This window comes from Marinobacter sp. JSM 1782161, assembly GCF_011421605.1.
GTDB lineage: Bacteria > Pseudomonadota > Gammaproteobacteria > Pseudomonadales > Oleiphilaceae > Marinobacter_A > Marinobacter_A bohaiensis.
Genome location: NZ_WSSA01000002.1, coordinates 2,084,536 through 2,097,119, shown reverse-complemented (window position 1 = coordinate 2,097,119; position 12,584 = coordinate 2,084,536). Strand labels below are relative to the sequence as shown.

General features: G+C 61.3%; 12 protein-coding genes. 9 read left to right on the top strand and 3 right to left on the bottom strand.

Going from position 1 to position 12,584, the window contains the following annotated elements; genetic code table 11:
- Nucleotides 1–64: 64 nt before the first annotated feature.
- Nucleotides 65–550: an SsrA-binding protein SmpB gene (smpB, locus tag GQB00_RS09325; RefSeq protein ID WP_111494343.1), complete on the bottom strand. Its 486-nt coding sequence runs from the start codon at nucleotides 548–550 to the stop codon at nucleotides 65–67.
- A 305-nt stretch (nucleotides 551–855) separates the two neighbouring features.
- On the opposite strand from smpB, the gene GQB00_RS09320 reads away from it, so the two are divergent.
- From GQB00_RS09320 to GQB00_RS09310, 3 genes are all read left to right on the top strand, one after another.
- A complete protein-coding gene (locus GQB00_RS09320; protein WP_165856007.1) occupies nucleotides 856–2,502 on the top strand; it encodes a sodium-dependent transporter in 1,647 nt (548 codons plus the stop codon).
- Nucleotides 2,503–2,574: 72 nt separating this feature from the next.
- Nucleotides 2,575–3,021 (top strand): type II toxin-antitoxin system RatA family toxin, encoded by a 447-nt coding sequence (locus GQB00_RS09315; RefSeq protein WP_111494347.1) that lies wholly within the window; start codon nucleotides 2,575–2,577, stop codon nucleotides 3,019–3,021.
- A 5-nt stretch (nucleotides 3,022–3,026) separates the two neighbouring features.
- A complete protein-coding gene (locus tag GQB00_RS09310; RefSeq protein ID WP_207950762.1) occupies nucleotides 3,027–3,308 on the top strand; it encodes an RnfH family protein in 282 nt (93 codons plus the stop codon).
- A gap of 19 nt (nucleotides 3,309–3,327) precedes the next feature.
- Here the strand turns inward: GQB00_RS09310 and GQB00_RS09305 are convergent, their stop codons facing one another.
- Nucleotides 3,328–3,666 (bottom strand): outer membrane protein assembly factor BamE, encoded by a 339-nt coding sequence (locus GQB00_RS09305; protein ID WP_111494349.1) that lies wholly within the window; start codon nucleotides 3,664–3,666, stop codon nucleotides 3,328–3,330.
- Nucleotides 3,667–3,785: 119 nt separating this feature from the next.
- On the opposite strand from GQB00_RS09305, the gene fur reads away from it, so the two are divergent.
- Nucleotides 3,786–4,202, top strand: coding sequence for a ferric iron uptake transcriptional regulator (gene fur, locus GQB00_RS09300; protein WP_111496748.1), 417 nt, complete (start codon nucleotides 3,786–3,788; stop codon nucleotides 4,200–4,202).
- 224 nt (nucleotides 4,203–4,426) lie between these two features.
- On the opposite strand, the gene recN is transcribed toward fur, so the two are convergent.
- Nucleotides 4,427–6,106, bottom strand: a complete 1,680-nt coding sequence (recN, locus tag GQB00_RS09295) for a DNA repair protein RecN (RefSeq protein ID WP_165856006.1) — start codon at nucleotides 6,104–6,106, stop codon at nucleotides 4,427–4,429.
- Nucleotides 6,107–6,331: 225 nt separating this feature from the next.
- Between recN and grpE the strand changes: the two genes are divergently transcribed.
- The 5 genes from grpE (at nucleotide 6,332) to carA (ending at nucleotide 12,560) form a co-directional block, all read left to right on the top strand.
- On the top strand, nucleotides 6,332–6,925 hold the full coding sequence (gene grpE / locus GQB00_RS09290) for a nucleotide exchange factor GrpE (RefSeq protein ID WP_165856005.1): 594 nt from the start codon (nucleotides 6,332–6,334) through the stop codon (nucleotides 6,923–6,925).
- Nucleotides 6,926–7,039: 114 nt separating this feature from the next.
- Entirely contained in the window at nucleotides 7,040–8,968 is a 1,929-nt protein-coding gene (dnaK, locus tag GQB00_RS09285; protein WP_111494355.1) for a molecular chaperone DnaK, read from the top strand.
- 165 nt (nucleotides 8,969–9,133) lie between these two features.
- Complete coding sequence (dnaJ, locus tag GQB00_RS09280; RefSeq protein ID WP_165856004.1) at nucleotides 9,134–10,258, top strand: molecular chaperone DnaJ; 1,125 nt, start codon at nucleotides 9,134–9,136, stop codon at nucleotides 10,256–10,258.
- An 11-nt stretch (nucleotides 10,259–10,269) separates the two neighbouring features.
- A complete protein-coding gene (gene dapB, locus GQB00_RS09275; protein WP_165856003.1) occupies nucleotides 10,270–11,076 on the top strand; it encodes a 4-hydroxy-tetrahydrodipicolinate reductase in 807 nt (268 codons plus the stop codon).
- A gap of 341 nt (nucleotides 11,077–11,417) precedes the next feature.
- On the top strand, nucleotides 11,418–12,560 hold the full coding sequence (carA, locus tag GQB00_RS09270; RefSeq protein ID WP_165856002.1) for a glutamine-hydrolyzing carbamoyl-phosphate synthase small subunit: 1,143 nt from the start codon (nucleotides 11,418–11,420) through the stop codon (nucleotides 12,558–12,560).
- The last annotated feature ends 24 nt before the right edge of the window (nucleotides 12,561–12,584 follow it).

The window sequence follows — 12,584 nt, the reverse complement described above, 5'->3', positions numbered from 1 at the left end:
CAAGTCAGTATAGACCCAGATTTTGCCCGCTCGGAAGAACGTAAAAATTAAGAAGGATTAAACGTCAGCCCTGATTGACTTCACGCAAGATCCGCTGCTTTTGACGGTTCCAGTCGCGCTCTTTTTCAGTCTGGCGTTTGTCGTACTGCTTCTTGCCTTTCACCAGCGCGATTTCGCATTTGACCATGTTCTTCTTCCAGTACAGGGCCAGCGGGATGCAGGTGTGGCCCTGTTGCTGGGTGACGCCGATCAGTTTGGCGATTTCCTTGGCGTGCAGCAGCAGCTTGCGGGTCCGTATCGGGTCGCAGATGACGTGGGTGGACGCTGTGTTGAGCGGGGTGATGTGCGCGCCCAGCAGGAAGGCCTCACCGCCCTTGAGCAGGACGTAGGCATCCACCAGCTGTGCCTTGCCCGCACGCAGGGATTTGACCTCCCAGCCCTGTAACGCCAGCCCGGCCTCGAAGCGTTCCTCGATGTGGTATTCGTGTTTGGCCTTCTTGTTCAGCGCGATGGTGCTGCTGGTCGGTTTGCCCGGTTTCTTCTTGCTCATGGATGCGTGGTTTGTCCTCGAAAAAGCCTTGGTGGAGCGTTGGCGCCGTCCGGTCTGTCCAGTTGCGGCAGCCGATGCCCGCCCCGGCGAAACGACGCATTGTAGCCCAGTAATGTCAAACGGGTCACGGGGCAGTCCGGCGCAGGTGAATGGTTTTGCGGGTTTCCGCTACAATGCCGCCCAGCAATGGACGCCTGGAAGCCCTGGGGACTGGATGGTTTGGGACGGCTTCGTCGGCATTGGAATTCAGGGGCGGCATGTCGTTCCCCTGGTCTTAACTGAGGAACGAGTCAGAGGCTCCTTGAATGCGGGGACGTTATCAAACACCAGTCGGTTCCTGGACCCACCGAACCACTTTCTTTTGGGCCACCACCGGGGCGACCGTCGGGCTGAGCGACATCTGGACCTTTCCGGCGATGGCGGGTGACAACGGCGGCGGAGTTTTCATCCTGGTCTATCTGTTTTGCCTGTTGGGGCTGATTGTTCCCCTGATGCTGACCGAGTCGGTGATCGGGCGCGGAGCCCGGCATGGGGTGGTGTTGTCCATCGATGCCCTGCGACGTGAGGCCGGAGCGCCGACCCGCTGGGTCTGGAGTGGGCGGTTGAGTGTGCTGGCCGGTTTTCTGGTCCTGTCCTTCTACGCCGTGATCGGCGGTATCTGCCTGGCCTATGTGTTTTACGCGGCCTACGGTCAGCTCACCGATGCGGCGCCGGCGGCGCTGGCGTCCAACCTGAGTTCGCTGGTCCAGCAGGCCGATGGGTACCGGGCGTTCATGGGGTGGCATGCGGCTTTCCTGGTGATGGTTCTGGTGGTCTCCGGACAGGGGGTCGTCAACGGCCTGGAGCGGGCGATGCGCGTGGTGCTGCCGTTGTTCATGGTGCTGCTGTTGGCACTGCTTTATTACAGCGCCGTCTTCGGCAACCTGCCGGCCGCTGTGGATTTCCTGCTGCGCATGCGTCCCGAGGACGTCACCCTGGATGGGGTGCGCATGGCGTTGACCCATGCGTTCTACACCCTTTCGCTGGGAACCGGCATCCTGATCGTTTTCGGTGCCTATTCGGCACCCACGACGCCGATCAAGCGCTCCGTGTTTGCGGTCGCGTTGGTGGACACTCTCATTGCCATGCTGGCGGGTCTGGTCATCTATGCCCTGGTTTTTTCCGGAACCGCCAGCCTGCCGGGGGCTGTGCAGGGCTTCAGTCTGGTGTTCCTGTCCCTGCCGGAAAGCCTGTCCATGCTGCCCGGTGGTCAGTTCGTGGCGACCGCGTTCTTTGTGTTGATCGTGCTGGTGGCGTGGAGCTCGTCGCTGGCGTTGCTGGAGCCGGCGGTGAGTTGGTTGCAGGAGCGGCTGGCGGCGCCGCGGGGCTGGAGTGTGCTGCTGGTCGGCGTAGCGGCCTGGCTTGTCGGTCTGCTGAGCCTGTTTTCGTTCAACATCTGGTCCGAGGCGAGCATCCTCGGCGGGACCGCCTATCGCTGGATCGAATTGCTGACCAGCACGGTCCTGATCCCGGTGGTCAGTCTGCTGCTGGCGTTCTTCGTTGGCTGGGCGCTGCCGGAAGTCGTGACCTACAGGCTGATCGGCAGAGCGCCCCGACTGTTCAAGGGGCTCTGGCTGTGGACCATCCGTCTGGTTCTGCCGGTGATCATCCTGTACGTGGGCATCCATTACGCCATGCAGTCCGGTTCTTCACTGTGTTCCGGGAACCACAAGCTGTTCTGGTGCGCGCCGGCTGCCGGGCCTGATGCAATGCCCGCTGAGGGCGCCGGGGAGCCGGCCTCGCCGGCACGCTCCGATACTCCCTCGCTGGAACCGACATCGGAGCCGGAGGTCTTGCCGGACGCGTCCGGCGAAGGCGAGGCCGGTTTGAGACCGCTGGAGCAGGCGGCTCCTTCCGGGGCGGGGCAGGAGGCGGCCCCATCGAGCGATGATTTGCTTTATCATAGTGTCTGACGCCGTTGGCAGGTCGCCCGCGTCCTGCTTCGCAGGTCCTTTTTTGTTCAACCGGAAAGTTGTAGTTCACGCATGGCTCAAGTGATCGAGAAATCAGCACTGGTCTGGCATTCCGCCGAGCAGATGTACGCCCTGGTCAATGATATTGACCGTTACCCGGAATTCCTGCCCTGGTGTGCCGGCACGGAGATCCACCAGGCGGACGATCAGGAAATCGTGGCGTCCATCGAGGTGGCCAAGTCCGGTGTGCGCCATCGGCTGACCACCCGCAACAGCCTTGAGGCGCCCCGTGCGATCCATATGTCCCTGGTGGAAGGGCCATTCAGCAACCTCGGCGGATCCTGGGAGTTCATCGCCCTGGAGGACAGGGCCTGTAAAGTGGTGCTGCGACTGCAATTCGAGCCCAATAGCTCGCTGGCTCGCATGACCCTGAACGCCATTGTCAGCCAGGCCGCCAATACCATGGTGGATGCGTTCTGTCAGCGGGCCCTGGCTGTGTATGGGGAGGCGACGGCGTGAGCTCGTTGATTCGCGTGGAAGTGGCTTATGCCACGCCGGAGCGTCAGGAAATTCGTCCGGTGGACGTGCCGGAGGGGACGTCTGCGTTCGACGCGGTGATGGCATCGGACATCCAGACCCTGTTTCCGGAGATTGATGCGGAAAGCGCCGACATGGGGATTTTCGGCAAGGTCATCAAAGCGCCCAGGAGCCATCCCTTGAGGGCGGGCGACCGGGTGGAAATCTACCGACCGCTGCAAATCGATCCCAAGCAGGCCCGGCTGAACCGGGCACGCAAAAAAAGTTAAATATCCTCGATTAAGAGGTTCAATATGCGGGGGTTTCTTCGAGCATCTGAGCTTCGAAGTGATCGTACGAATCCCCCTCGTAATAGACGATCACCCGCTGCTCCTGAATGTCCCCTCCAGCCTCCTGGAAGGTGTACAGGTAGTACTCCCTCGAATCGTCCACCGCGTTAAGCATGATGGGGGTTCCGAGGATGGCGTGGACCTGGTTTCGGGGCATCCCTTTTTCCAGTTGAGCCAGGGATTCGTCGTCCACGATGTTGCCCTGCTGGACGTTGATTTTATACACGCCAGGGAACGCACAGCCGGCACTCAGAATGGCTGTCAGGACAAGGGAGAGTAAGGCGGCGGGCTTTTGCATCAGGGGGTGAAATCCTCTATCTTGAGATGCTTACAGGGGCGGCCCTGGAAATGGCCGGTAACCGTCTGGCTGGCTATCATAACGGAAGCAGACACATCACCAAAGAGCGAAACACCAGCATGTCATCCGAAAACGCTGAATTACGCAAGGTTGGCCTCAAGGTGACCCTGCCTCGGGTCAAGATTTTCAACATCCTTGAGAAAGCATCCGATGAACATCATCTCAGTGCAGAAGATGTTTACAAGAAACTTCTCGAAGCCGGTGATGACGTCGGTCTGGCGACCGTTTATCGAGTCCTGACCCAGTTTGAGGCGGCGGGCCTCGTCCTGCGGCACAATTTCGAGGGCGGTCACGCCGTGTTCGAAATTGCGCGGGAAGATCACCACGACCATATGGTCTGTACCGAAAGTGGTGAAGTGGTCGAATTTGTTGATCAGGTCATCGAGGAACGGCAGCGCAAGATCGCCGAAGAGCACGGGTACGAGCTTGTTGATCACAGTCTGATCCTGTACGTAAAACCGGCCAAGAAGAGCTGATCAGCGCTTCCGGTTTCCGTGTCAGGCATGCCAGCGCCCCTGAAGTTCCGCTTCGGGGGCGTTTTTGTTTCAGTCATCGGGACGTGCAATAAAAAAAAGAGGCAGGAAAACCTGCCTCGGAATCCGCTCGGGGTTGAGCGTGGGGGAAATGTCAGTGTGAGCGCCGTGGTGCTGCGGGCGCCACAGTGCCGCTATCAGTTCCTGTTTGGGCCAAGCCGTTCCGTTCAGTGGTGAACGGCCTGCCCCTTCTGGAACATCTCCTGGGCGTGGGCCAGGGTCTGGTCGGTCATGTCCACGCCGCCCAGCATGCGGGCGACCTCACGGACGCGACCGTCGTCGTTGAGTGTTTCAATACGTGAGAAGGTGGCGTCCCGCTCGCTGAACTTGCTGACGAACAGGTGCTGGTGAGCCTGTGCCGCTACTTGGGGCAGGTGGGTCACGCACAGGACCTGGCCATTGGTGCCGAGCTGTCGCAGCAGGCGACCTACCACTTCGGCGGTGCCGCCGCCGATACCCACGTCGACTTCGTCGAAGACCAGGGTGGGGATTGTTGATGTCTGGGCCGCGACGACCTGGATGGCCAGGCTGATCCGGGACAGTTCGCCGCCCGAGGCCACCTTGCTCAGTGACCGTGCGGGCTGCCCCGGGTTGGCGCTGATCAGGAATTCGATGTCCTCGTTGCCAACCGCGGCTGGGGTGTCCGATTCCTGGCGCGCGAGCCGGGTGACGAACTGCACCGAGGGCATGCTCAGCGACGCCAGTTCCTCGGCAATGCGTGTGTCCAGCCGTGCGGCCGCGTCTTCGCGTTTTGCGGTCAGCGCGTCCGCCTGTTCCTGCCAGGTCTGCCGGAACGCGTCGACTTCAGCTTCCAACTGCTCCAGGCTGCCTTCGCCGCCGTCCAGTTGCGCGAGTTCCTCCTGCAGTTGCCGGTGCAGTTCCAGCAGCTGCTCGGGGCCGACCCGGTGTTTGCGGGCCAGTTCGTAGACCGTGCTCAGGCGACCTTCCACCTCTTCCAGGCGAGCCGGGTCGGCGTCGTAATCTTCCACGAAATGCTGCAGGTTGTTACCCGCCTCGTTAATCTGGATCTGGGCTTCGTTGAGCATCTGCAGGGTGTCGGCCAGAGCCGGGACGTCCACCGGAAGCTGCTCCAGTTGCTGCAGGGCCTGCTGAATCAGTGACGCTGCGCTGGGCTCTTCTTCGCTGCACAGCTGGGCGGCCTGATGGCAGTTGCGCAGAACCGTTTCGGAGTGGGCCAGCCGGGCCTGTTCCGCCTCCAGATCGTCGAGCTCGCCTTCGGCCAGCGCCAGACGGTCCAGCTCTTCCACCTGATAGCGAAGCAATTGCAGTTTTGCCTCATTCTCGTCGCGGTTGCTGCGCAGTTCGGTGAGCCGTTGCCGGCTTTTTTGCCAGGCTTTCCAGGCGTCTCGCGTGGACTCGGCAAGCTTCTCGGCGCCGGCGAACTCATCCAGCAGTTTGCGGTGGGTGTCTTTCTGCAGCAGGGATTGATGCTGATGCTGGCTGTGGATGTCCATCAGCATGCCGCCAAGCTGGCGCAGGTCGGCCAGCGGGCAGGGCTGGCCATTGATGTAGGCACGTGAGCGACCGTCCCTGCTGATCACGCGGCGCAGGATGCACTCATGCTCGTCGTCCAGGTCGTGGGCTTCCAGCCAGTCGGTGGCTTCGGGAATCCGGCTGACGTCGAAGCGGGCGGTGATGTCGGCCCGCTTGGCTCCGTGCCGCACGGCGCCCGCGTCTGCGCGGCCGCCGAGGACCAGACCGAGGGCGTCAAGGACGATGGACTTGCCCGCCCCGGTTTCCCCCGTCAGCGTGGTCATGCCCTGGCGGAACCGCAGTTCAACGCGCTCGGCAATGGCGTAGTTGGCGACGATCAGTTGGTTCAGCATGAAGCCCTCCCGGATCGTGTGCGCCCTGAATGGCGCGGTGAAGTCTGGTTGGATGCGTTATCACTGTTAATTCATACAGTGGCTGTGAATATATACAGTGTTTATTCAGTCTGCAAGTAATCTCGCCAAAGTGGTTGAAGTCCTCACGGGTGATCCCCATATCCCCGGCAAGCTAGTCAAGAAGGGCGGCATGCCGCCATTTTGCAGATAGATCAGGAGTGACTGATGAGCGCAGATGAATCCCGCAACGAGCAGGTTGAGGAAGAGCTGAACGAGGCACCCGAGGCGACTGAAGCGCCGACCGAGGAGCCCGTCGCCGAGGGGCAGGGCGAGGTTGAAGTCCTTCAGGCCCAGCTTTCCGAGCAGAAGGACCTGGTCCTGCGCACCCAGGCGGAAATGCAGAATGTGCGTCGTCGCGCGGACATCGATGTGGAAAAGGCGCGCAAGTTCGCGCTGGAGAAGTTCGTCAAGGAACTGCTGCCGGTGATCGACAGCCTGGAAAAGGCCGTCGAGAGCACCGAGGGCAAGTCGGCATCGGACGACGTGGTTGCCTCCATTCGCGAGGGAGCGGAAATGACCCTGAGCCTGTTCCGCAGCAGTCTCGAGAAGTTCAACGTGCAGGCCGTTGATCCCGTTGGCGAGCCGTTCGATCCGCAGCTCCACGAAGCCATGTCCATGGTGCCCGCGCCGGATGCGGAGCCCAACAGCGTGGTGTCCTGCATCCAGAAGGGGTACACCCTGAACGATCGTCTGGTGCGTCCGGCCATGGTGGTCGTGGCACGTCCCGACGACAGCGCAAAAATCGACGAGCAGGCTTGAAAACGCGCTTACCGAGCCAATATAGGCAGTAAACGCTCGACAAGCCGAGCCAAAGACAGAATGAACCATTGCGAATCAGGCAGATTCGGCAACTAAAGGAACTGGAGTCAATCAATGAGCAAAGTTATTGGTATCGACCTGGGGACCACGAACTCCTGTGTAGCCATCATGGATGGTGACAAGGTCAAGGTCATCGAGAACGCGGAAGGCGATCGCACCACGCCGTCCATCATCGCTTACACCGAAGACGGTGAAACGCTGGTCGGCCAGTCAGCCAAGCGTCAGGCCGTCACCAATCCGGACAACACCCTGTATGCCATCAAGCGACTGATCGGTCGTCGCTTCGAGGACAACGTTGTCCAGAAAGACATCAAGATGGTGCCCTACAAGATCGCCAAGGCCGACAACGGTGACGCCTGGGTGGAAGTGAAGGGCAAGAAGATGGCACCGCCGCAGGTTTCCGCGGAAGTGCTGAAGAAGATGAAGAAGACCGCCGAAGACTACCTCGGCGAAGAAGTCACCGAAGCGGTCATCACCGTTCCGGCCTACTTCAACGACAGTCAGCGTCAGGCCACCAAGGACGCAGGCAAGATCGCCGGTCTGGACGTCAAGCGGATCATCAACGAGCCGACCGCGGCGGCCCTGGCCTACGGCCTGGACAAGAAGGGCGGTGATCGCACGGTTGCTGTCTACGACCTGGGTGGCGGTACCTTCGATATCTCCATCATCGAGATCGCCGACGTGGACGGTGAGCACCAGTTCGAAGTGCTGGCCACCAACGGTGACACCTTCCTGGGTGGTGAAGACTTCGACCTGAAGGTCATCGAGTACCTGGCGGACCAGTTCAAGAAGGACAGCGGTATTGATCTGCGCGGCGACTCCCTGGCCATGCAGCGCCTGAAGGAAGCGGCTGAGAAAGCCAAGATCGAGCTGTCCAGCAGCCAGCAGACCGACGTCAACCTGCCGTACATCACGGCGGACCAGAGCGGTCCCAAGCACCTCAACCTGAAGCTGACCCGCGCCAAGCTGGAAGCGCTGGTGGAAGACCTGGTCGACCGCAGTCTCGAGCCGTGCAAGGTCGCGCTGAAGGATTCCGGTGTGGACGCTTCCGAGATCGACGAAGTGATTCTGGTGGGCGGTCAGACCCGTATGCCGAAAGTCCAGGAGAAGGTTAAGAGCTTCTTCAACAAGGACGCGCGCAAGGACGTGAACCCGGACGAAGCGGTTGCCATGGGCGCGGCCATCCAGGCGGCGGTTCTGTCTGGTGACGTGAAAGACGTTCTGCTGCTGGACGTGACCCCGCTGACCCTGGGTATCGAAACCATGGGTGGTGTGGCCACGCCGCTGATCGAGAAGAACACCACGATCCCGACCAAGAAGTCGCAGACCTTCTCGACCGCCGATGATAACCAGACCGCTGTGACCATCCACGTGGTCCAGGGTGAGCGCAAGCAGGCGACCCAGAACAAGTCGCTGGGCCGTTTTGATCTGGCCGACATTCCGCCGGCGCCGCGCGGTGTGCCGCAGATCGAGGTCACTTTCGACATCGACGCCAACGGCATCCTGAACGTGTCCGCCAAGGACAAGGCCACCGGTAAAGAACAGTCCATTGTGATCAAGGCTTCTTCCGGCCTGAGTGAGGACGAGATCGATCAGATGGTCCACGACGCTGAGGCGAACGCCGAAGAGGATCGCAAGTTCGAGGAGCTGATCCAGGCTCGCAACCAGGGCGACGGCATGGTTCACGCCGTACGCAAGACCCTGAGCGAAGCCGGCGACAAGGTCGACGAGCAGGAAAAAGAGTCCATCGAAACCGCGATCAGCGAGCTGGAAGAGGCGCTGAAGGGTGACGACAAGGACGACATCGAGGCCAAGACCCAGAAGCTGACCGAGGTCTCTTCTGAACTGGCCCAGAAGATGTACGCCGACCAGGCCGCTCAGGAAGGTGCCGAAGGCGCCGCCCAGGGTGAGCAGGCCCAGTCCAGCGGCGACGACGCCGTCGACGCTGAGTTCGAAGAAGTGAAAGATGAAGACAAGCGCTAAGCGCAACGTCTTCCGCTAGCCGCAAAACGCGGGGATTCATCTCCCCGCGTTTTGCGCGTTTGAAGGTTTGAGAAATTGTGCCCGGTGGCCAGCGTGCGCCGGGGGCAATGGGAATAGGCAGTCACAAGATCCCGGTGAGGCCGGGGTCTGCAACAGGTATCAGTCATGGCCAAACGCGATTATTACGAAGTTCTCGGAGTTTCCCGGGATGCGGACGACAAGGAAATAAAGCGCGCGTATCGTAAGCTTGCGATGAAATACCATCCGGACCGTAATCCGGATGACACGGAGGCCGAGAACAAGTTCAAGGAAGCCAGCGAGGCCTATGAAGTGCTGGCCGATGCGGGCAAGCGCAGCGCGTATGACCAGTTCGGCCACGCCGGTGTGGACGGCCAGGCCGGTGGTGGCGGCTTCGGCGGCGGTGGCGCCAGCTTCTCTGATATCTTTGGTGACGTCTTTGGCGATATCTTCGGGGGCGGCCGCGGTCGCAGCAACCGTGGTGCGGACCTGCGCTATACCCTGGAGCTGGATCTGGAAGAGGCGGTGAAAGGCACCACCGTGCAGATCAATGTGCCGGGACACGTCGAGTGCGACGAGTGTGATGGCTCCGGCGCCGAGAAGGGCAGTCAGCCGGAAACCTGCGGTACCTGCGGTGGTATCGGTCAGGTGCGCATGCAGCAGGGATTCTTCGCGGTTCAGCAGGCCTGTCCGACCTGTCGGGGGTCGGGCAAGGTTATCAAGAATCCGTGCAAGAAGTGCCGGGGCGCCGGCCGTCTCGAGCAACCCAAGACCCTGTCGGTAAAAGTGCCGCCGGGTGTCGACACCGGCGACCGTATCCGTTTGTCCGGTGAGGGTGAAATGGGCATTGACGGTGGTCCGGCCGGCGACCTTTACGTCCAGGTCTCCGTGCGCGAGCATTCCATTTTCACCCGCGACGGTCGTAATCTGTATTGCGAGGTGCCGATCAGTATCGTGGATGCGTCCCTGGGTGGGGAGCTGGAAGTGCCCACGCTGGATGGTCGGGTCAAACTCAAGATCCCGCCGGAGACGCAGACCGGCAAACTGTTCCGCCTGCGCAACAAGGGCGTCACTCCGGTGCGCGGCGGGCCGGCCGGCGATTTGCTGTGCCGAGTGATCCTGGAGACGCCGGTCAAGCTGACCAAGCGCCAGAAAGAGTTGCTTGAGGAGTTCCAGCAGACCCTGGACGGGCAGAGTGGCAGCAACCACGCGCCGCGCAAGACCTCCTGGTTCGAGGGTGTGAAGAGCTTCTTTGACGAAATGAAATTCTAGGGAAGGGCAGCATGAAGGTAGCAATCATCGGCGCCGCCGGGCGCATGGGTAAAGTCCTGATCGAGGCGGTCGATGAGGCGGAAGGCCTGGAGCTGGGGGCGGCGATCGTCGATCCGACCAGCAGCCTGGTGGGCGCCGATGCCGGCGAAGTGGCCGGTATTGGTCGCAACGGCGTGGCGCTGGCGTCCAGTCTGGCCGACGTCCGGGATGCCTTCGATCTGCTGGTGGATTTCACCTTCCCGGACCTGACGCTGGACAACGCCCGCTTCTGCAATGAGCACGGCAAGATGATGGTGATCGGCACCACGGGCATGACCGAGGCCGAGCGGGCCGAGCTGGCCCAGGCGGCGGACGCCATTCCGGTGGTGTTCGCGCCCAACATGAGTGTGGGTGTGAACGTCGTGCTCAATCTGCTGCGGACCGCGGCCCAGGCTCTCGGTGACGACTACGATGTGGAAATCATCGAGGCGCACCATCGGCACAAGAAAGATTCCCCGTCCGGCACCGCGGTGCGTATGGGGGAAGTGGTGGCCGATGCGCTGGGGCGCGATCTGAAGGAATGCGCCGTCTACGGCCGTGAAGGTTTCGTCGGCGAGCGCCCGCGTCACGAGATCGGCTTCGAGACCATTCGCGGTGGCGATGTGGTCGGGGATCACACGGTCCTGTTCGCCGGTATCGGTGAGCGTGTCGAGGTGACCCACAAGGCCAGCAGCCGTATGACGTTCGCCAAGGGCGCGGTGCGGGCGGCCCAGTGGCTCCAGGATCGCCCGGCCGGTCTGTACGACATGCAGGACGTGCTCGGCCTGAAGGGATCCTGAAGGGAGTGTGGCTGAACGAGACGGGTGCCGGTTATCACGGATGCCTGTCGACCTGGTGTCGGGGCGTCCGGTGGTGCTTTTCAATGGACATTGAGGTGCCCGGATTTTATAATAAGGCGGTTTAGCTGCACCAAGCGTAATTTTTAAAGAGCCAGGGAAGCGCACGCCATCTTCACTGGCAGACAAAGAAGCGGGACGGAGTGCTATCTCCCTCTCGCTTTTTTGCGACCTGAATTTGCGCTTGCGTTCCTGTTCGTGACGTTGGGGTCGTCGCTCTTGCCCGCGAGAGGGTCAGACCTGATCCGGAACTTACGATACGCCACTCGATGAGGATACAAGCCTTGAGTACACCAGCAATCCTTGCCCTCGCAGACGGAAGCCTGTTCAAAGGAATCGCCATCGGCGCCGATGGTGAAACCAGTGGCGAGGTCGTCTTCAATACGGCCATGACCGGGTACCAGGAGATTCTTACCGATCCGTCCTATGCCCGCCAGATTGTCACCCTGACCTATCCCCACATCGGCAATACCGGTGTCAACGAAGAAGACGTCGAATCCGCCGACATCCAGGCCGCCGGCCTGATTATCCGGGATCTTCCGCTCCTCGCTTCCAACTGGCGCCAGACCAAGACCCTGGACCAGTACCTGAAGGACAGCAACCGCATCGGAATCGCCGGCATCGATACCCGCCGACTGACCCGCATCCTGCGTGACAAGGGTTCCCAGAACGGCGCCATCGTCGCCGGCGAGAACGCCACCGAAGAGCGAGCGCTGGAGCTGGCCAGGGCGTTTCCGGGGCTCAAGGGCATGGATCTGGCCAAGGAAGTGGGCAGCACCACCACCTACAAGTGGAGTCAGACGGACTGGACCCTGGCGGATGGCTACGGTGAGCAGGGCGCATCGCGATTCAAGGTTGTCGCCTACGATTACGGCATCAAGTACAACATCCTGCGCATGCTGGCCAGCCGGGGTTGTGACATCACGGTTGTGCCGCCGCAGACGCCGGCCGCCGAGGTGCTGGCGATGAAGCCGGACGGCGTGTTCCTGTCCAATGGCCCGGGCGACCCGGAGCCCTGCGACTACGCCATCGAGGCGATCCGCGAGATTCTCGAAACCGAGCTGCCGGTGTTCGGCATCTGTCTCGGTCATCAGTTGCTGGCTTTGGCCAGCGGTGCCAAGACCCTGAAAATGGGCCACGGCCATCACGGCGCCAACCATCCGGTGCAGAACCTGGAGGATGGTACGGTGATGATCACCAGCCAGAACCACGGTTTTGCGGTGGACGAGTCCACCTTGCCGGACAACCTGGTGATGACCCACAAATCCCTGTTCGACGGCACCTTGCAGGGCATTCGCCGAACCGATCGTCCGGCCTTCAGCTTCCAGGGGCACCCGGAAGCCAGCCCGGGGCCGCATGATGTGGCGCCGCTGTTCGATGCCTTTATCCGCCTGATGGATCAGAGGGCAGCCACGCAGGGCTCCTGAAGCACCTGCCATGCCGCGCCGGCG